The organism is Undibacterium sp. FW305-107 (assembly GCF_058788535.1).
In genome coordinates this window covers 297,464-318,849 of the sequence record NZ_JBYTAV010000006.1, presented here as the reverse complement: position 1 = coordinate 318,849, position 21,386 = coordinate 297,464, and the positions used below count along the sequence as shown (strand labels likewise).

At 49.9% G+C, this 21,386-nt stretch carries 14 protein-coding genes; 4 read left to right on the top strand and 10 right to left on the bottom strand.

The window, feature by feature from the left end:
* Window positions 1-96 precede the first annotated feature (96 nt).
* The 7 genes from AC3WQT_RS15595 to AC3WQT_RS15565 form a co-directional block, all read right to left on the bottom strand.
* Window positions 97-4,785 carry a glutamate synthase-related protein gene (locus AC3WQT_RS15595; RefSeq protein WP_492704937.1) on the bottom strand — a complete coding sequence of 1,563 codons (4,689 nt, stop codon included), beginning with the start codon at window positions 4,783-4,785 and terminating at the stop codon, window positions 97-99.
* A gap of 449 nt (window positions 4,786-5,234) precedes the next feature.
* Window positions 5,235-5,933 (bottom strand): transposase, encoded by a 699-nt coding sequence (locus tag AC3WQT_RS15590; protein ID WP_492704935.1) that lies wholly within the window; start codon window positions 5,931-5,933, stop codon window positions 5,235-5,237.
* A gap of 251 nt (window positions 5,934-6,184) precedes the next feature.
* Window positions 6,185-6,526 (bottom strand): hypothetical protein, encoded by a 342-nt coding sequence (locus AC3WQT_RS15585; RefSeq protein WP_162043511.1) that lies wholly within the window; start codon window positions 6,524-6,526, stop codon window positions 6,185-6,187.
* Between the two features lie 228 nt (window positions 6,527-6,754).
* Entirely contained in the window at window positions 6,755-7,732 is a 978-nt protein-coding gene (gene phnD / locus AC3WQT_RS15580; protein WP_492704933.1) for a phosphate/phosphite/phosphonate ABC transporter substrate-binding protein, read from the bottom strand.
* A gap of 288 nt (window positions 7,733-8,020) precedes the next feature.
* Window positions 8,021-9,121, bottom strand: coding sequence for an aldose epimerase family protein (locus AC3WQT_RS15575; protein WP_492704931.1), 1,101 nt, complete (start codon window positions 9,119-9,121; stop codon window positions 8,021-8,023).
* Between the two features lie 31 nt (window positions 9,122-9,152).
* Window positions 9,153-10,052, bottom strand: a complete 900-nt coding sequence (locus tag AC3WQT_RS15570) for a heparin lyase I family protein (RefSeq protein WP_492704929.1) — start codon at window positions 10,050-10,052, stop codon at window positions 9,153-9,155.
* Window positions 10,053-10,061: 9 nt separating this feature from the next.
* Window positions 10,062-10,901, bottom strand: a complete 840-nt coding sequence (locus tag AC3WQT_RS15565; protein ID WP_492705056.1) for an NAD-dependent epimerase/dehydratase family protein — start codon at window positions 10,899-10,901, stop codon at window positions 10,062-10,064.
* 296 nt (window positions 10,902-11,197) lie between these two features.
* Between AC3WQT_RS15565 and AC3WQT_RS15560 the strand changes: the two genes are divergently transcribed.
* The 4 genes from AC3WQT_RS15560 (at window position 11,198) to AC3WQT_RS15545 (ending at window position 18,088) form a co-directional block, all read left to right on the top strand.
* Window positions 11,198-12,205: a LacI family DNA-binding transcriptional regulator gene (locus tag AC3WQT_RS15560; RefSeq protein WP_492704927.1), complete on the top strand. Its 1,008-nt coding sequence runs from the start codon at window positions 11,198-11,200 to the stop codon at window positions 12,203-12,205.
* A 286-nt stretch (window positions 12,206-12,491) separates the two neighbouring features.
* The gene (locus tag AC3WQT_RS15555; protein ID WP_492704926.1) at window positions 12,492-14,387 is read left to right on the top strand and encodes a hypothetical protein; all 1,896 of its coding nucleotides are present in this window, start codon (window positions 12,492-12,494) and stop codon (window positions 14,385-14,387) included.
* An 87-nt stretch (window positions 14,388-14,474) separates the two neighbouring features.
* On the top strand, window positions 14,475-16,895 hold the full coding sequence (locus AC3WQT_RS15550) for a TonB-dependent receptor (protein WP_492704924.1): 2,421 nt from the start codon (window positions 14,475-14,477) through the stop codon (window positions 16,893-16,895).
* 173 nt (window positions 16,896-17,068) lie between these two features.
* Window positions 17,069-18,088, top strand: a complete 1,020-nt coding sequence (locus AC3WQT_RS15545) for a right-handed parallel beta-helix repeat-containing protein (RefSeq protein ID WP_492704923.1) — start codon at window positions 17,069-17,071, stop codon at window positions 18,086-18,088.
* Between the two features lie 34 nt (window positions 18,089-18,122).
* Here the strand turns inward: AC3WQT_RS15545 and AC3WQT_RS15540 are convergent, their stop codons facing one another.
* The 3 genes from AC3WQT_RS15540 to AC3WQT_RS15530 are packed head-to-tail and all read right to left on the bottom strand — an operon-like array spanning window position 18,123 to window position 21,215.
* A complete protein-coding gene (locus AC3WQT_RS15540; RefSeq protein WP_492705054.1) occupies window positions 18,123-19,280 on the bottom strand; it encodes a nucleotidyl transferase AbiEii/AbiGii toxin family protein in 1,158 nt (385 codons plus the stop codon).
* A gap of 21 nt (window positions 19,281-19,301) precedes the next feature.
* Window positions 19,302-19,952: a hypothetical protein gene (locus tag AC3WQT_RS15535; RefSeq protein WP_492704922.1), complete on the bottom strand. Its 651-nt coding sequence runs from the start codon at window positions 19,950-19,952 to the stop codon at window positions 19,302-19,304.
* The gene (locus tag AC3WQT_RS15530) at window positions 19,953-21,215 is read right to left on the bottom strand and encodes a DEAD/DEAH box helicase (RefSeq protein ID WP_492704920.1); all 1,263 of its coding nucleotides are present in this window, start codon (window positions 21,213-21,215) and stop codon (window positions 19,953-19,955) included.
* Between the last annotated feature and the right edge of the window lie 171 nt (window positions 21,216-21,386).

Here is a 21,386-nt window from a genome sequence, read left to right as displayed (position 1 = left end):
TGCCCTGTCTTAATCTGAAATAAACTGAAATAAGCTAAATAGTCTGGAGAACACAGGAGGACGTGACCGCAGACTGCTGCGGCCACGCTCACTCGACTATGCCGGGACTTTTTCCTTTTTCACTGCGAGCTGTTTTGCTGCATACATTTCACCCAAAGCACGCTTGTATTCGGTAGGGAATACCTTGACGAACTTGGCACGGCTGCGGGCCCAGTCATCCAGCAAATTGCGGGCGCGGGTACTGCCTGTGTGCTTGAAATGACGCTCTATCAGATTGCGCAAGATGGCTTCATCCGTCTCGCCATCACCGCCACGCAGACGGCTATGCCAGATCGACTTATCCAGGGTCGCCACTTGTACGTCACCAGCCAGGACTGGCTCCAGTGTCACCATGGACATATTGCACTTGGCTTCGAATTCACCTTCCGGGTCATACACATACGCGATACCACCCGACATACCAGCAGCAAAGTTACGGCCAGTATTACCGAGAACGATAACGGTGCCGCCTGTCATGTATTCACAGCCATGGTCGCCAGTACCTTCAACCACGGTGACTGCGCCAGAATTACGCACTGCGAAACGTTCACCAGCAACACCATTGATAAAGGCTTCACCAGAGATGGCACCGTACAGTACCGTGTTACCGCAGATGATGTTGTCCACTGCCCAGCCACGGAATTCTGTATTCGGGCGGATGATGATACGGCCACCGGACAAACCTTTACCTACGTAATCATTCCCTTCACCCACCAGATCCAGCGTCACGCCATGCGCCAGGAAAGCACCAGCAGACTGGCCAGCCGTACCTTGCAATTGGATGTGGATAGTGTCATCCGGCAAACCGGCGTGACCATATTTTTTCGCCACTTCGCCAGACAGCATCGTGCCCACAGTGCGGTTCAGGTTTTTGATAGGCGAGATGAAGGATACTTTTTCACCTGTTTCCAGGGCGATTTTTGCCTGGGCGATCAGTTTATTGTCGAGCGCTTTTTCCAGACCATGATCTTGCACATCAACATGGCGTATCGCTGCACCTTCAGCCAGTTCTGGCTGATAGAAAATGCGGCTGAAATCCAGCCCTTTGGCTTTCCAGTGCGATACCGCCTTGGATTTATCCAGCAGGTCAACACGGCCTATCAAATCGTCATAAGTGCGTATACCAAGTTGCGCCATGATCTGACGCAATTCTTCTGCCACAAAGAAGAAGTAATTGACGACATATTCAGGCTTACCAGAGAATTTGGCACGCAAGACCGGGTCTTGCGTAGCCACGCCTACCGGGCAAGTGTTCAGATGGCATTTGCGCATCATGATGCAGCCTTCAACCACCAGCGGTGCTGTCGCAAAACCGATTTCATCGGCACCCAGCATGGCGGCAATCGCGACGTCACGGCCAGTCTTCATCTGGCCATCAGCCTGCACACGGACACGGCCACGCAAGCCATTCAAGACCAGGGTCTGCTGGGTTTCAGACAAGCCCAGCTCCCACGGTGTACCAGCATGTTTGATGGAAGACAAAGGTGAAGCACCAGTGCCACCGTCATGACCGGCGATGACGACGTGATCCGCCTTGGCTTTGGACACACCGGCAGCTACTGTACCAACGCCCACTTCAGACACCAGCTTGACTGAGATCGATGCTTTTGGATTGGCGTTTTTCAAGTCATGAATCAACTGCGCCAGATCTTCAATCGAATAAATATCATGATGCGGTGGCGGAGAAATCAAGCCCACGCCAGGTACAGAGAAACGCAGTTTGGCGATGTATTCAGATACTTTATGGCCTGGCAACTGACCACCCTCACCCGGCTTGGCACCTTGCGCCATCTTGATTTGTATCTGGTCAGCAGAACTCAGGTATTCAGCGGTAACACCAAAACGGCCAGAGGCGACTTGCTTGATTTTCGAGCGCAGCGAATCACCATCCTGCAAAGGAATATCCACTTCTATCTGGTCTTTGCCGATGACGGAAGCCAGTGTCGCACCCTGCTTGATAGGGATGCCTTTCAGCTCTTGCTGGTAACGCGCAGGATCTTCACCACCTTCACCGGTATTGGATTTTCCACCTATGCGGTTCATGGCCACTGCCAGTGTCGCATGTGCTTCTGTACTGATGGAACCCAGCGACATCGCGCCAGTCGCGAAACGCTTGACGATTTCCTTCGCAGGTTCTACCTGGTCCAGAGATATTGCCTTGGTAGGATCGATCTTGAATTCAAACAGACCACGCAAAGTCATATGACGCTTGCTTTGGTCATTGATGATCTGTGCGTATTCTTTATAAGAATTGTAGTTGTTGGCACGAGTGGAATGTTGCAGCTTGGCGATTGCATCCGGTGTCCACATATGGTCTTCACCACGCACACGGAAGGCATATTCACCACCTGCATCCAGCGCATTTTCCAGTACCGGGTCCTGGCCGAAAGCTGCCTTGTGCAAGCGCAGGGCTTCTTCTGCAACTTCAAATACGCCTATGCCTTCTACATTCGATGCCGTGCCCTTGAAGTATTTGTCGACCAGGGATTTGTTCAAGCCTACGGCTTCAAAAATCTGCGCACCGCAGTAAGACATATAGGTAGAGATACCCATCTTGGACATGACTTTCATCAAGCCCTTGCCAATTGCCTTGGTGTAGTTATAGACGGCTTTTTCTGCCGACAACTCACCCGACAAATCCTTAGCCATATCGGCCAGTGTCTGCATTGCCAGGTAAGGATGGACAGCTTCGGCACCATAACCTGCCAGCAGGGCAAAATGATGGGTTTCGCGGGCAGAGCCAGTCTCGACTACCAGGCCAGTGGTGGTACGCAAACCCTTGCTGACCAGATGCTGATGCACGGTAGATGTTGCCAGCAAAGCCGGGATCGCCACATAGTACTCATCCATCTTGCGGTCCGTGATGATCATGATGTTGTGGCCAGACTTGACCGCATCGACGACTTCAGCACAGATGGATGCCAGACGCGCTTCGATACCATCCTTGCCCCAGGCGATGGGGTAGCAGATATCCAGCTCGTAAGACTTGAACTTGCCGCCGGTATTGGCGCTGATATTGCGCAGTTTGGCGATATCAGCAAAATCCAGTATCGGTTGCGCTACTTCCAGACGCATGGGTGGGTTGATGTTATTGGTATCAAGCAAATTCGGTTTTGGACCGATGAAAGATACCAGCGACATCACCATCGCTTCACGGATAGGATCGATAGGCGGGTTGGTCACCTGCGCAAACAATTGCTTGAAGTAGTTATACAAAGGCTTGAGCTTGTTCGACATCACAGCCAGGGAAGAATCATTGCCCATGGAGCCGATTGCTTCTTCACCTGCCAGTGCCATCGGCGCCATCAGGAACTTCAAATCTTCCTGGGTGTAGCCAAAGGCTTGCTGTCTGTCCAGCAAGGTGGCTGAGTAGACGGTCTTGTCTTCTGCTGCCTTCAACTCATTGAGCTTGATGCGTACCGATTTAATCCATTGCTTGTAAGGCTTGGCATTGGCGTAGGTATCCTTGATTTCCTTGTCATCGATGATGCGGCCGGCTTCCAGGTCAATAAGGAACATCTTGCCTGGTTGCAAACGCCATTTCTTGATGATCTTGGATTCTGGGATAGGCAAGACGCCGGATTCAGATGCCATGACGACCAGGTCATCATCGGTAACGATGTAACGTGCAGGACGCAGGCCATTGCGGTCCAGCGTACCACCAATCTGGCGGCCATCAGTAAAGGCCATGGCGGCAGGGCCGTCCCATGGTTCCATCATGGCAGCGTGGTATTCATAGAAGGCGCGGCGGTTTTCATCCATCATGGTGTGGTTTTCCCAGGCTTCCGGGATCATCATCATCATGGCTTGTGCAATTGGATAACCAGCCATCACCAGCAATTCCAGCGCATTGTCGAAGCTTGCGGTATCAGACTGGCCTTCAAATATCAACGGATACAGTTTTTGCAGATCGTCGCCGAGCACGGCAGATTTCATGACGCCTTCACGAGCGCGCATCCAGTTGAAATTGCCTTTGACGGTGTTGATCTCACCATTATGCGCAATCATGCGATAAGGGTGGGCCAGTGGCCATTCCGGGAAGGTATTGGTCGAGAAACGCTGATGCACCAGGGCTAGCGCAGAGACACAACGCTCATCCTGCAAATCTTTATAGTAGACACCGACCTGGTCAGCCAGCAGCAAACCTTTGTAGACGATGGTACGGGCAGACATGGATGGTACGAAATATTCCTTACCATGCAAGAGCTTCAAGGCTTCAATCGCATGCACTGCCGATTTGCGTATCACATAAAGTTTGCGTTCCAGTGCATCAGTCACCATGATGTCAGGGCCGCGACCGATGAAAATCTGACGGATGACCGGCTCTTTTTCACGCACGGTAGGCGACATGGGCATGTCACGGTCTACCGGCACGTCACGCCAGCCCAGTACGACCTGGCCTTCGGCACGCACGGCACGTTCTATCTCTTGTTCGCAAGCGAGGCGGGATGCATGTTCCTTGGGCAGGAAGATCATGCCGACTCCGTATTCACCTGGCGGTGGCAAGGCTATGCCCTGCTTGGCCATCTCTTCACGGTAATACTGGTCAGGAATCTGGATCAGGATACCGGCACCATCACCCATCAAGGCATCAGCACCGACCGCGCCCCTGTGGTCAAGATTTTTCAAAATCAACAAACCCTGATCGACGATGGCATGCGTCTTCTTGCCTTTAATATGGGCAACAAAACCTACGCCACAGGCGTCATGTTCATTGGATGGGTCGTATAAACCTTGAGCGTGCATAGTGGATCTCCGGAGGACAATTTCAATATCAGGACTTACGTGAAACAGCTGTCGGCATGAATAGCTGGCTTGGCTATTCAGCAATTTTGCTGGCTGCGGATGGCAGCTTGATGACGTTAGCTTGAAGGGTGATCAAACTTTATTGGCCAGGCTTCCGGGTAAGGGCATGGCGCTACGCTGGACAAATGTGCCAGGCATTCGTTGGTTGTTAATGCGCTGGCACGACAGTTTGGCGTAAATCCTGTCAGGACAAGACAGAGAATAGTGCACTGCAAAATATTACGCAACTGGTTTAATTAGGGTCAGTGTCAATTTTAAATAAGCCAATTTTCTTTAATATTTAAATAGGGACATAGTAAAAAGCAGCGTGTTTACTGGGTTTTCAGTGCTCGGTGCATGATTTTCAGGTACTGAAGCAGGCTGCAGATCAGTTCATGCAAACGAAAAACTCAGGCGCTTTCCTGGGTTTTGCGGGGGCGGCCACGCTTGACTGGCTCTACCCGCCTCTCGGTGAGCTTGCTCATTTCTATCTTGAATCTGGCGGAGCCCAGCATCCAGGCCTTGGTGGTGGCCTGGGTAATTTCACTGATTTGCGTGTTTGACAAACCCTGTTCCAGGCTTTGTTTATAGGCAGCCTCACGCTGGAAAGGTGTATTGCCAAGTGCCCAATAACAGCTATGATCGGTGATCAAGGGATCAATATGCAGGCCTACATGATGCCGGTAACTGGACCAGGTGTAATCGAGCAAATCCTGCACCAGACCGGCACGCAGGGGATTGCTTTCCATATAAATACTGCAAGGGATGAAGTAACTGGCGGATTCAATAACGGTTGCACGGTAACGTCCCTGCCAGAGGGTGCCCATGCGTTGATATTTGCGATTAAAATAAGGGACATAGTGGCGCCCCAGCCATTGCATCATCTTGCCCAGGCCTGGCTCGTCACCAGGCGTCAGTAACAAATGCAGATGATCTGGCATCAGTACATAGGCATGGATGGCAACATCAAACAGCTTTGCAGCTTGCTTGAGCCAGTCCAGAAAGCTGCTGTAATCCTCGGCATCCTGAAAAATCACGGCACCAGCATTGCCACGCTGGATAACATGATGTTGCTGATGCGGAATAACGAGTCGGGCTAGTCTGGCCATGTCTGTGCGGGCAATCCAAAAGAGTCTGGATTGTGCTTGGCATCAGTCTGTCTTGTCAAAACTTATCTGCCAGCACATACACGACTGTGCAGCGACACACTGGCAACAGCGAATGATGCAAGCATAGCTCTCACCATGAGCACTACCACCATGCCCGCGTTGCGGGGCATGGGTCAGCAATGAACTGTTAAGGGAGCTTTTGCCGCCGCCAGCTTTCCGGCCTGGCCGGAACGCTGGCAATCACATAGCGCTCAGGCTGCGATGAGTTCTTGAGCCGGGCTTTTCAAGCGGAAGGCTTTGAGTGCGCGGGATGCATCCGGCACTGCAACGATTTCTGGAGTACCAGTCATCAATTCAGAAATACGGCTCTTCAAGGCTTTTGCCTGTGTTGCCAGATTGAAATGTGCAGGACGCTGAGTCTGCACAATGCTCCAACGCGCTACAGGCGCATGACCACTACCGTCCAGCAAGGATTTTTCACGCAGCCAGTTCTCGAAAGAACGAGTAGTCATGTTGCTTTCTATCCAGATCAAATGATCGGAAGTCATTTTCTTGCTGTTGTCCGAAGGGCGAACCAGTATTTCGTAAATCATTTTCTGACTCCTTAAAGGGAAACTTTGCTTAAAGGAAGGTGTCAGCAAAGATTCTTTAGTCCGAAAACGCACCGGTTCGCGATTCAGTTGACATGATAAGTTACAAAAGTCAGAAATTTTTTTAAATATTTTATAAAAAAACAATAAATTAGGAAGAATTAGCGCAAAACCCCTCGATTTATTGTATTTATTTCAGCTTTTTTACAAATTACTTGGAACTTTTTAGAGTTATTTGATGCGGGATGCTTCCAGCACAAAGCTCAATTTGCCAAAACGGGCACTGACTTCATCAAATTTCTTTTGTTTTTCCACATCCGTCAGGCTTGGGTTGTTCAAATTATCGCGCAAAAGGCTAAACAATGTTAAATCGGCGATAGGTTTCAATTGAGCATCGGTAGAACGCTGGAAACCGGAAAGATTCAGGATATCTTTCAAGACGACTTGCGCCTGCTTTTGCTTGCCATAATTGATAAAGAAATCTTCCACCCGGGTTTTCAACGCTGGTGACATATCCTTGCGATACAAAATAGGATCATTCGGTATCAAAGGCGAAGTCCAGATAACGCGCACTTTGCTGACCTGGTCTGGCGCTTCTTTCTTCAGTCTGTCCATTTCTTCACTGTTAAAAGTAGCTACATCGGCCTCACCGCGCAAAATGGCAGAGAAATTCGTCTGATGATTACCAACGATGACTTTCTTGAACAGTTTTGCCGGATCTATCTTGTTCTTGGAAAACAGGTAATAAGCAGGAACCAGATAGCCAGAAGTCGATTTTTTATCGCCATCAGAGAAAATATACACGCCAGGCTTGGCAGAAACCTGGTCAAAGCTGGTCAAAGCACTCTTGCTGGAGGCGATGAGAACGGAGTTATAACCGCGTGAGCCATCGCTTTTCACCATTTGTGCAAACACTGTGGCTTTGCCGTCTTCAACCGCATCAAGGGCGACCTTGCTGCTCAGCCAGGCGATTTGTATCTTGTTCTCTTTCAAACCAGCAACGATATCGCTGTAATTGGAAGAAATGGCAGCAGTCACTTCTGTACCTGTGCTTTTTGCCAGATCATCAAGCAAAGGCTGCCAGCGCTTGCGTGTATCTTCTATGCTGGTGGTAGCGATCAGGCCCACGGTGAGCTTTTCTGCAGCTTGTGCAAGGGACATGAACATACTGCTGATCAGCAGTATCAAAGTGAAACTTTTCTTAAACATAAAACCTCAATAGAAAATACAAATACCCAAAGCACAGCAGTGCTTGTGACCGGTCAAACATGTATGCGGTAGCAGACAAACAAGTGACGTCAGAGACGTACTTTGGGACAGGAATTGGAGATGGTGATTGGAGACACAATGATTAATTTATGTGCATCAATTGCCTGCTATTATAGCATTAGATGAATTTGAGCAACCAATTCCCCTAAAGCAAGAAATGTTTTAGAGTTAATTCACCAGACACTTGGCTATGGAATTCGGTTAGTACGCCATGCGCTTTACTCACTATCACCTGTTCACGTTTCGGGGTGGTGTGACAGAAAAACGGAAACTGGTAACAGAGTTAAACACTTGCCCGGGGTTAAGCACAGTCGAGGGGAAATTCGCGTGATTCGGGCTGTCGGGCAAGTGCTGGGTTTCAAAGGCAAAGCCGTCATGACGCTGATAGCCTGAGGCTTCACTGCCATCAAAACCATTACCACTATTGAACTGTACTGAGGGCTCTGTGGTGTAGATATGCATTTGCCGGCCAGATACAGTTTCAGTGATACGTGCAACGGCCCGCAAGGACTGATCCCAATTGGCAAACAGCAGGCTGTGATCATAAGCAGTTGGCTGCCCCAGCAAGGCGTCACCTTGTTCAAGACGGCGTGTGATGGCGGAGGACTTTCGCATATCCAGCACGCTGCCATCCACCGGTAAAATACGTCCTGTGGGTATGCGTTTATTGTCGGTCTCAGTATAACGATCGGCATGGATTTGAAACAGGTGCGTACTCAAACCTCTGCTGCCTGCTCCAGCCAGATTGAAGTAGGCGTGATTGGTCAGGTTGATGACCGTAGCTTTATCACTGACGGCACGATATTCAATATTGAATTCATTGTGCGCCCTGTACAAGCGGTAAGTGACAGTCACCTGCATTTCACCGGGAAAGCCCTGGTCACCGTCGGGGCTGAGCAAATTAAAATGCGTGCCCAGGCTGTCGTTCTCCTCAAAATCCTGGCGTGACCACACCCGCTTGTCAAAGCCTTGCGGGTCACCATGCAGGGCGACGCCTTTTTCATTGGCAGGCAACCGATAAGTTTGTCCGTTCAATGCAAATTCAGCTTTGCCTATACGCCCAGCATAGCGCCCTATGATGGACGCATGCCTGTGCCTGGTAATTAAATAAGCTGGCAGATCGGGAAGCCTGAGCATAATATTGGCTAGCCTGCCATCGCGGTCTGGCACTTCGACAGTGGTTATTGTCGCGCCATAATCCAGATAGCAAACCCGCATCTGTGTATCATTCTGCAGGCAATGTTCCTGCACCACCTGACCAGTAGCTGTCTTGCCCCAGTCACTATCTTGACGGTGGGCTGCGAGTACGGCCGTATTAATACACGCCATACACGCCAGAATGACAAGCTTTACTAGCGAACTAACGGCAACTGGAATCCGGCTGGCCACCGCGCGTAATACCAAGATTGGCAAAATAGACGTAATCATCCTTGTCCTGATTCAGCATAGCATGGTGCTTGCGGTAGATCCCCCATTTCGGGCGCATGTGATCTGCCCCTGTGCGCCACAATTGCAGACCTGCACTGTCGATTTCCAATACAGGCTGATCGTCCTGACCGCGCATGGTCAATTGATAGCGACCTGCAGAATTTGAGAATGTGATCTGCTCACGCACGTCTATCCATTGCCCCTGTATCTGCGACAGGGCCACTGTGCCGAGTACATGATAAGCACCACCGTCGTTTTTCAAATCATCAATTTGCCGCACTTCCATACGTCCACTGGACAATGGTGTAAAAGTGATCAGCGGCGGCTCAGCATAACGGCCACCATAGGCCTTGATCTGGTGGATATGCGTAAATGAGGGCGAAAACTTCATGCCTGCATCAATCTTGAAACGCCAGCTATACACAAAGCTGTTATTTTCACGTGCCTTGAAGGCCTGGTGCATACCCATCAGGCTGGGCGCAATCTTGATCTCGGTGCGGGATCGGTCGCTACCTTCAGCCATGGTCTTGCCATCCAGGTTGACATCTGTCGGGTCTATCGCCAGCACTGCAAAATAGGCTGGCACCATATCATCACTCGCTTCAATAATATGCGGCCTGACTGGCGCGTAGTGCGTATCACTCGGGGCCTCTACTGCACCCTTGCCAAAAACATTTTCTATACGCGCATAAGTATCTGTGCTACCCGGTTTTTGCGCATTCAGACACAAGGTATTACCCGTCACGCCGGAAGTCGCATCAGCGGCAAAAGCGCTAATAGAAACCAAGGTAAAACTGGCAAGCAAGCTGCCAGACAAGATAAGTAAATACATGAAACTGCCTCAGTCCTGGTATTGCGGCCCGGCCACAACAAACGGCCCACCCTGATAGGTGCTGGTCATGTCGTCAGCATCGGGCCAGCTCGCAGTCAGCGGGAAGCGTCCGGCAAACTCGCTTGAGCTATCCTTGGGTGTAAACCCGAGGTGGGCTGCCTTGCTGTTGTCCCACCATTTCGCCGGATTGTCCGATACGCCAAAGACGATGCTATGCCCCACCTTGGGCGTGAACAATGCCGTCTTGATCAACAGCAGCAAATCATCGTAACTAAGATAAGTCACCATCATGCGGGTATTACGGGGTTCAGGAAAGGACGAGCCTATGCGCAGGCACACCGTCTCTATGCCAAAACGGTCATAGTAATAACGCGACAGCGCTTCGCCATAAGATTTGCTAAGACCATAAAAACCATCTGGCCGCAGCGGGCTGTCCGCATTCACTTTCTCTGTCGTCGGATAAAAACCAACGACATGGCTGGAGCTGGCATAAATAACGCGTTTGATACCCAGCTTGTGTACCGCTTCATACAAATGATACATGCCCAAAATATTGGCCTGCATGATGGGTTCAAACTTGTCCTCGACAGAGATGCCACCAAAGTGCAGCACGGCATCGACATCTTTCAGTAATTCAAATACTCCTGCCCTGTCAGCCAGGTCGCAGGTCTGCGCCTCTTCGCCAGGCACCAGGTTTTCTATATCGACGATATCGCTGAGCCTGAGTATTTTCGTCCATGGCTTCAGGCGCTCACGCAAAACCCGCCCCAGGCCACCGGCTGCACCCGTCAAGAGCAGGCGATTAAAAGGCTTTTCACTGGATTGCTCACTAAATTGTTCAGTCATCATCATTTTTGATTTCAGGTTGGTGTAGGCCCTGATTTGCCCTGTTGAAGTAAACCTGGCAAATCAATTTATTAGTTAAACGTTTAACTAAGTATATAGAAATTTCTGCCGTGGTCAAATATTTCCTTGCACTCAAAGTAAACTCATACCGTGCTCCCGGAGGATGCGATCTTCCGAGGTGCGCATGAAAGATGACATTGATACATGTCTTGTAGTTTGTACGGTAAGATGCATCCTGAATCAGCTTGGCAGTTAAACGCTTACAGCCATAGCTTGTCTGGAATACTTTTTTATACGCGATGAAGAAAAAACCACCGACCATACGTGATGTCGCCGCTGAAGCAGGCGTCTCTACTGCCACCATCTCCAAATTCATCAATGGTACCCAGCGTTTTTCTTCTACCGTAGAAGCCAGGATCACGGCTGTCATTGACAGCCTGGGCTACCGCTCCAACCCGCTGGCCCAATCCATGATCACCGGGCGCACCAAGTCCATAGGCCTGTCGATACTGGATGTCAGCAATCCCCATTTCACCAGCATCGTCAAAGGAGCCAACCGCATCGCCATAGAACATGGTTATACCTTGCTGCTGGTCGATACCGAAGAAAACCTGGGTCGTGAAAAACCCTTGATAGAAGCATTAAGCCGCCGTGTCGATGGCATGATACTTTTTTCACGCATGAGTGAAGCCGACCTGAGCTGGACCGAGCAACTGGAAAAACCACTGGTATTCTTTGGCCGCCTGAGCCAGCTCAGCTCCCCCTGTGTCAGCAGTGATGACCACAAGGGTGCCTACATGCTGGCGCAGCACTTGCTGACCCTGGGGCATAAGCGCATTGCCTATATGGGTTTCAACAAGTCCCGCCGTGATGAAGAACGTTTTGGTGGCCTGCAGGAATGCCTGAGTGAGCATCAACTGACAGCAGAAATCTACAACGTCAACTCACCATCTGCACAAGAAGGCGAGCGCCTTTGTTCCTCCATCATGCTCGGTAAACAACATCCTGATGCCGTGGTTTGCTATAACGATTTAATGGCACTTGGCTTCATGAAAGAAGCACAAAACCTGGGTTTTGATATTCCCAGAGATGTCTCCATTGCTGGCTTCGACAATATCCAGTATGGCCGCTATACCTCGCCCGCACTGACCTCAGTCGATCTGCAAAGTGAAGAAATGGGCGTCGCTGCCATGCGCACGCTGATCAGCATGATCAATGGCGAAACTGCCCGTGGCCTGACCACGATAGAACCGCAACTGATTTTGCGCTCCTCAGTCATGAACAGAAGAAGCCCGGCCAATTCCTGAAAATTACGCACGAAACAAATCGTATTTGTGCAAAAAAACGACAATTTGAGAAAACGTTTTCTTTAATGCGCTGCCCAGCCGTATCTCTGCGCGCAGAAAACGCACTGCCTTGTCAATTCAACTCTACTCTTGCATCTCAATTTTGATAGGCTAATAAAAAAATCTAAAATCAGGTTTACCTTCAATTTGAATTCATCTACTATTTAGTTAAACGTTTTCCCAAAATACTTTCAAATGCAAATTTGAAACCGCATACCAAGGGAAACATAACAAAATCAGGAGATGTATGTCTTACCGCAAGCCCTTCCTCAACAATCTGCACAAGCTTTGCATCGCAGCGTCAGCACTGTCACTGAACATTAGCGCTTCAGCCCATGCTGAACTCACTGCATCTGTGGCGCAAGTGCAGGCCCCCATGAACACGCTGGTGCAAGAATCGCTTTACCCCCAGCTAGATTACCTGTCACAAAAACTGCTGGTCGAGAGATTGCAAACCACGCTGGCGGGTTACCCTGCCTTCAATGGCAAGGATAAATTCCTGCCAGGGAAAATCGCTACCGGCCTCGCCCATTTAATGCTGAACCCTGCCCTGACACCAGAAGCCAGGCGAAAGGCAGCAGAAAATTTTCGTACCAGTGCCGACATGACGGTCGATATGGAAAACCATACCTGGGGCATTTATTATTATTTGCTGGCACTGCAACAGATACAGCAAGCGGGCTTGCTGGAGCAGGCCGTCAGCCCTGCCACTTTGGCCAAACTCAAGAAGCAACTGGACTGGCGCAGCTTTGTCAATGAAGCGGACCTGAAACTCATCAACCTGCCCACCAATTATTACGGCGTGGCATTTGGCGTAGCACGCCTGCGCATGTTGCTCGGTTGGGAAGATGCCAGTGGCAGTGAAAAACTCTTGAATACCCTGCTGGCGCACTACGATGCACATTCTGGCGAATATGGTTTTTCTGATGAAACCGATGGTGAAGGTCGCTTTGACCGCTACAGCATTTTACTGATTGCCGAGATTTGCCACAGGCTCATAGAAACCGGCAAGGAAGTGCGACCTGACTTGAAACTGAAACTCAGGAAAGCCGCAGACATCGCCCTGAATATGGCAAATGACAAGGGCGATGGCTTCAGCTTTGGCCGCAGCATAGGCGCTTACGGTGATACCGCGATACTCGAAATCCTGTCGGCATCTGCTTATCTGGATGTCTTGACGCCTGTGGAAAGAGATTATGCCTATGCCTACTCTACCCATGTATTCAACAAGTTTTTAAGCTTCTGGTATGACCCGCAATTGCATTCAGTCGATTTGTGGGGCAAGGGCAGGAAGACCGATGCCTACCGTGGTGCGCACAGGGTTCTGGGTGAAAATTTCTCACTCCTGCATCAATTGCTGACCACCAATGCCATCTGGCACAAACTCGGTTATGACCAGCGCATACCGCTGGCCGACCTGCAAGCATGGGCAGATAAAACCCAGCCACGTTTCAGCTTCAACTGGTTTGCCCGCGGTGAGTATGACAGGGCATTGGCGATCTACCGCGACCGCCAGCATGTGTTCAGCCTGTTACTGGCCAATGGTGGTGCTGGCCAGCATGCGAACAGCCCCTATTACCCACTGCCGTTTTCAAATGATCTCATCGTCGGCATACCAGACAGCGGCTTTGCCCATCCGCAGCTTGTCCCCAGTCTGACGCTGACAGATGGCAGCAAACTGCTGGCCACCGCTTTCATGAGCAATATCCAGACTGGCAAAACAGAAAAATCTGCATTCATCAGCTATCAGCAAAGCGGGCTGACACGCATGACAGGCGAAGGCAAGCCACCACAAAAAGATGACCGGGTAAAACTCAATAGCCGCTACCAGTTTGAATCCGGCAACATCAGCAGGACAGATGAATTTACAGCGACCGGCAGCACGCAGATGCAAGAAGCCAGTCTGGAGTTCAGCAGCTTTTCTGATGCGGTCAGGCAGGATGGAAATCACATTTATTTCAGTAAAGGCGGTGTGACGGAATTCGTCGTGGAAGGTCTGGAAAAATGCGCGGTTAAACGGGTAGTTGGTGACGCCTACTTCCAGACCCCGACTGGACCCTTCATCAACCATATCAGTTGCAACACGCAACAGCTAAAGCCTGGTCAGCCACTGAAAATCAAATGGACGATACGGTATCAATAGAATTGAACAGCGAGAATTTAGTAACGAAAATTCATCAAAAAATCAGCAGTAAAAAATAGTATAAAACTACAATATCCGGAGACAAGAATGTCAGCACAATTCAGCAGCAAACAACACCCCATGCAACTCAAACCCCTGAGCTTCGCCATCAGCCTGGCCATGCTGGCCCTGACACAGGCAGCGCAGGCACAACAGGCTACTACTGCAGAAACATCCGACGGCAAACTCAATGAAGTCGTCGTGTCGGCCAACAAGCGCATAGAAAAACTTGACCATGTGCCGATGGCGATTTCAGTCCTGGGTGATGCCACCTTGCAGCGTAATAATGTCAGGGAAATCGCTGACGTCATCAATCTGTCACCCGCATTGTCGATTACCTATGGTTCGACACCAGCCAATAATGGCATCAATATGCGCGGTATAGGTACCACATCGATAGGCATAGGTGTGGAAGCTGATGTGGCAGTCATCATCGATGATATTCCCATGGGCATGCAGGTCAAGGCCTTCCAGGATCTGACTGACATCTCACGCATAGAAATTTTAAAAGGTCCGCAAAGCACACTGTTTGGTAAAAGCGCGATTGCCGGTGCGGTCAATATCGTCACCAAACCCATCTCCGGCCCGCTGGCAGGAAGCGCCAGCACTTTATACACAAGTGATGGTGAATGGCGCTTTGGACTCAGCTACGGCGGTGAGGTATCAGAGAAATTTGGTTTTCGTGTCAGTGCCAGCGATAACCGCTTCCCCGGCAATGTGAATAACCTGACTGATGGCAGCAAGGTCAACGGCTCTGGCGGCAAGACCTTTATGGCCAAACTGAGCTGGCACCCTACCGATAATATCGATGTCGATTTCTCGCCACGTTATAACAGTACGGTGACATCCTGCTGCGTGCTGGCGCTGACCAGCCTGACACCGGCACAAGGCGGTCTGTTGTCGAATATTGCGCAACTGCCTGCAACGACTTTATTGAATGGCATACGTATAGGCCCGGACAATACCGATGTGCGCAATGACGCCATGACTGGCCAGACCTCGACCAGCCGTGGCGCGGGCTTGAAATTCACTTACAACTTTGCCGATGGCTCTTCGCTGACCTCGATTTCTTCAGTCGACCGTTACTATGCCAATGACTCACGCGACCAGGACTTTGTCGATGTGCCTACCCTGCTGTATTACCCGCTGACGAACGGCAAGCCTGCCGGTATTAATGCAGGTTATACCCAGTACGGCACCTTCGACGTCAAATCGCAAACACAGGAATTGCGCTTCACCTCTAATGACAAGAATGCCGTGCGTTATGTGCTCGGTTACTGGTATGGAAAAAATTCCATAGAGCGCCATTTCGTGCGCGGCTACAACGGCATTACACTGACCACGCCTGTGCAATATTTTACCGATACTTACAATGTCAACAGCGCCGTGTTTGGCCAGGCGACCTGGGACTTTGCCAAGAACTTCAGCCTGCTCGCAGGCCTGCGCTATAACCGTGAAACCTCGGGTTACCGTTTCTCTGTCGGCGCACCACCACCCGGTGCTTATGTACAGACAGACTATTTTTCCAGCCTCGACAATACCGAAAACTCCACCACCGGCAAACTCAGCCTGCAGCATCAGGTCAGCAACAACCTGATGGTATATGCCATGGGCTCTACCGGTTATAAAGGTCTTGCCTATGACCTGACCAGCGGCTTGAATGCAGCCACTGCTGCCCAGCAACCAGTTAAATCAGAAACTGCCAAGACCTTTGAAATCGGCCTCAAAGGTAATTTCCTGGATAACCGTTTGACGCTGAATATCGCTGCCTTCAACAGCAAGTTCAGCGATTACCAGCAAAATTCTGGTGGCTATCTGCCTGGTACGACAACTTATGTGACCCGCCTCAATAGTGTAGGTGGTGTGCAGACGCGTGGCGTGGAAATGGATGTATCGGCACTGGTAACCAGGGATTTGATACTGAATGGCAGCATAGCCTACACCGATGCCACCATTACAGAGTTCCCGAATGCCCCTTGCTATAATGTTGCTGGCAGTCCGAATGGTGGTTTCAATGCAGAATGCCAGTTAAAGTCTGCACAGTATGGCGGGCAGAACGTGCAAGACCTGGCAGGGGCCAGGATGCCAAATGCACCAAAGATCAAGGCCAATATTGGTGGACAATATGACCTGCGCTTCAGCAACCTGCCTTTCGATGCTTTCATCACAGGCAGTGTGCGTTATCAAAGCGATGTCATCACCAACCTGAACCAGGACCCTACACTGGCGGTGTCTGCCATCAGCGTGACGAATATCGGTTTTGGCATCAGGGACAAGATGAACAAGTACAAACTGAGCTTCTTTGTTAACAACCTGTTTGACCGCCACTATGCCAATACTGGTTTCACTGGCGTAGGTAGCTGGAGTTCAAAAGCACCAAATCCTGTGCTGACAGTGACCAACACTACCTGGACACCTGCGCGTGACGCATTCCGCTATTTCGGTGTCAGGCTGGATGCCAAATTCTAAGCGTCTTTAGTCAAAAATGAAGCTCGTGATGAACAATCTGTACCGTTCATCACGACTTTGAAGATCAAGCATTCCCCCCTTTTTCAAATTCCGGCACTTCTGCCGGATGGTTTTCTGCCGTCTGTTTTTTATAACGAGAAGTTAATTCCATCCAAACAAGCAAGGAGTACATCATGTTATCTGCAAAACCAAATAGCAAAACAGTTTTCCTGAAACCGGCTTTGGCATTCATCACTTGCGCCCTGTCAGTAGCAGCATTGCCTGCAATGGCGACGACGTACAAGGTAAAAACCGCCAAGGAATTACAAGACGCCATCAGCAAGGTAAAAGCAGGTGATGTGATACAACTAGCGGCAGGCACCTACAAAGACAAGTTCGTCATCAAGAACAAAAATGGCAAGGCCGACCAGCCCATACAACTGACAGGCCCTGCCGGATCATCTGCCGCAGTGCTGGCGAACAGCGGCGGTTATGGTCTGTATCTCGATCATGCGAACTACTGGATCATTGATGGCATCACAGTCAATAATTCAGGTAAGGGCATCATCCTTGATACCTCCACCAACAACGTATTGCAAAACCTTACGGTGCATGATGTCGATGATGAAGGCATACACTTTCGCGCCTTCAGCACCGACAATGTATTGAAAAACAGCCACATCTACAACACTGGCAAGAAGCAGGCTGGATTTGGTGAAGGTGTGTATATAGGATCAGCCAATTCCAACTGGTGCACCTACACTTCATGCAACCCGGACAAGAGTGACCGCAACAAGGTACTGACCAACAGCATAGGCCCGAATGTGAATGCCGAGGGTATAGACATCAAGGAAGGCTCGTCTGATGGTTTGATACAGGGTAATATCTTTGACGGCAGCGGCATCAGTGGAGAAAATTATGCCGACAGTGTGATTGATGTCAAAGGCAATAATTACGCAATCACCGGCAATACCGTCAATAACCACCCCACCTCCAGCGACAAGAACCTGCTTGATGGCTTTCAAGTCCATCAGGCTTATACCGGCTGGGGCAAGAACAATAAATTCAGCAGCAACCGTTTTAATCTCAATACCAAGGGCTATGGCATCAATATGCAGTCGGGCCTGACTGGCAATATCGTCTGTGACAATAACTCGGTAACGAATACCAGTTCAGGCGTGGCGAACGTTGCGCTTACTCATTGCACAAACTAAAGCCAGGCCTTGTCCAAATTCAAATCAAGGCCTGCTAAAACAAGGCCTTGATCTTCTTTATCCAATTTCCCAGAATCGACGTTTTTTCTGGAAGTGACTTAGCTTCGCGAGACTGCATAGGAGATTGAATAACAGCGTCCGACTCGCTGCTTTTTTTAGCATGACCTTCGTCACCATCAACTGGTTTATTGTCTTGTTCAGGTGCAGACTTCACTATCTCAGGAACAAGGCGGTTTGGCGGCATAAAGAACGTGACGATTTGTGCATTGGATGTTACTGGCGTGCATCCTGCAACCCCCTCAACCAAACCTGCCCGCATGAGGATTACATGAAATTGCTCAAGGAAATCAGATAAATCGCGCGGCAACTTACCGGCATCCGTAATTCGATCTGCCCGGTCAAACGCAAGTATGTCTGTGTAGGAATGATAAGGTGGCGTTTGATCATGCCGAAACAGATTCCAGTTCTTTTCTATGGAATTATTTGGAAAAAGCCTGGCAATATCTCCACTCAAAAAATATGTCAGTGTCCGCATATCGACTTTGCCAGCCTGGCATTCGCGTTCAAGTGCCTGCTGCATCTGAGTGCGAGCTCCCTCATCAAAGTCTGGATGCTGTAACAAGTGCCCCAGGTCAAATAAATCCTTGAAACGTGGCCTGACCAGGGTCTGATGAATTTTCCATGCGATTTGCAAGGACAGTGGAACCGTATTTTTAATCAAAAAAGCGTCGCCCACAACCGGCCTGTAGAGCAAAGGCACAGGCCCCTGTGCCAGATCCAGATTCAGAGACACATCCATACTAATTTCATTGTATGGTGCATCTCCCACGCAGTAAGCCAGATCAGTATTCACCGTAGGAAAATCTTCTGCCATGGCGTAATCTATCATTCGCCAAAAAGCATTTTCTCTAAAGCTGCGAAAATGTATGCCATCTTCTGCCACAGTTTCAGTGACTGCCACTGCCCATGGGTCAAGAATAGTGCGCGCGCCCGCGGCATCAACGACTCCCTGCGTGCATACCCAATCAAGATCAGCAGGAATGCGTTGAGCCGGGTCTTGAAAATATTGCCGTGTCAAGAAACTGCCTTTCAGCATGAAAGGTAAATCCAGACTTGCGGCACGACGTATGAAAGCCTCACCGGCCAGGAAAGCGGGGGAAACATCACATGCTGGTAAGTTAGAAGATGACATCAAAGAGTTCCTGATTTTCCATTAAAGAGACTGATACAGCCAACCGTGATCCAGCGCACAGTTATCATCAAAGATGCAGTATTCGAAACGCTCGTGCATAATGGTCCAGACACTGTCCTTCAGACCTTTTTGCAAAGCTTCAACCCTGCGCAAAAAAACAGCCTTGCTACCCGATTCGCGCAAAGTCACAAAACGCATTCCAGGTTCATTTCTGAGGGAATTTCTGGATAGATGCACTTCATGATTTTCACAAAACCGCAGCAAATCTTCGGACCTGGAGAAATTGATTTTACCGTGCCATTCATAGTAAACATCTGATGACATGGCTACATTTTTTTTATACTCTTCTGCGTATTGCAGGGGTATCTCTATTTTCAGGCGGCTTGTTTTGTAAGCTCGCTGGTTCAATATGCAGCCATAGTTTTTTGCTACCTCCAATACGGCATCCAGTCGATCCGCCATCAGAAGTTTGCTCAACATCAGTTGCTGATAATGCGTACCTCTTGATAATTCTATCAGGAGCGGTTTTGCCTTGATCTCCCCGCAGAACTCAATGAATCCCGGAATATCTGCTTCCTGTACATTTGCTACCGTCAGATGAATCTCAAATGGCAACATGGTTTGAGACGCAGCACTCGCAAAAGCTGGCTGTCCAGAAATATTTTCGCGCATTTATTTATTGTTTTCGGCCAACTCACGCAGCTTGTCTTTCTTGCTTTTACGCTTGCCCTTGATGCCACCGGTGGGCGCATCGGGGCTATCCTCAGAGTCTGCCTTGTTTGCTGCAATTGCCACAGGCTCAAAACCGGGCAAGGTCTCGCGTGGCACACGTTTGTCCTGACGTTTTTCTATGAGGCGGAAATGCATTTCATGTTCAGCCAGGATAAAGCTGATCGCCGTGCCGCTCGCACCGGCACGGCCAGTGCGGCCTATGCGGTGGATGTAGTCGTCAGCCGAGCGGGGCAAATCATAATTGACGACAGCAGGCAGGCCAGCCACGTCAATACCACGGGCCGCCAGGTCAGTAGCAACCAGCACCTGTATGCGGTTGGCCTTGAAGTCAGTCAACATATGCTGGCGTGCCCCCTGGCTGGCATCGCCGTTAAATGCTTCTGCCTTGATACCTGCTTTTTTCAATTTATTGCTGACGGTGTCGCTCGCATATTTGGTGGCGACAAAGACCAGTACGCGTTCCCATTGCTGCTCTTTGATCAGGTGTACCAGCAGGCGGGTACGCTTGTCACTATCCACCGTAATCGCTCTTTGCTCGATGTCTGGCAGGTTTTCACGCAGGTCGGCAATTGCAATACGTCTGGGCTCATGTAACAAAGCCAGTGCCAGTTTTTTGACTGCGGGTGAGAAAGTGGCTGAGAAAAACAGGTTTTGACGCTTGGCAGGTAACTGCTCAAGTATGCGTTTGATTTCATCGGCAAAGCCCAGATCCAGCAAGCGGTCTGCTTCATCCAGTACCAACGTTGCCACGTCCTTTAAAGACAGGGCATTGCTATCCAGCAAATCCAGCAAGCGGCCTGGTGTACTGATGACGACATCGGCACCGCCACGTAAATGCATCATCTGCGGGTTGATGGAAGCACCGCCATAGATAACAGCTACCTTCAGCTTCTTTGGCAAATGCTCTGCCAAAGCCTCAATTGTTTGGCCTACCTGCCCGGATAATTCACGGGTAGGTACCAGTATCAGGACTTTGACTTTACGCTGTTTGCTGCTTTCTTCCATGTCCTTCTGCGTGCGCTGCAACAATGGCAAAGCAAAGGCAGCCGTCTTGCCAGAACCGGTCTGTGCCAGTGCCATCACATCCTCGCCAGCCAGTATTGCCGGAATAGCTTCCGCCTGCACCGCAGTAGGTGTTTCATACTGGCGTGCGGCGACCGCTTGCAAGAGTTCCGGGATCAGGCCTAGGGATTCAAAAGTCATGGGTAAAGTCTAAGAGGAAGAAGAGAAATTTTTGATTGAGCGTTACACTATTGATATTAATGCGCATCAAGGTATAGATTGCGCCAGTGCTTTAATCCCTATCAATGCGCATTGTAGTGCAAAACTGCCATACACCTGCAGATGTCAACCCCTGCAATATCTGCGATTACT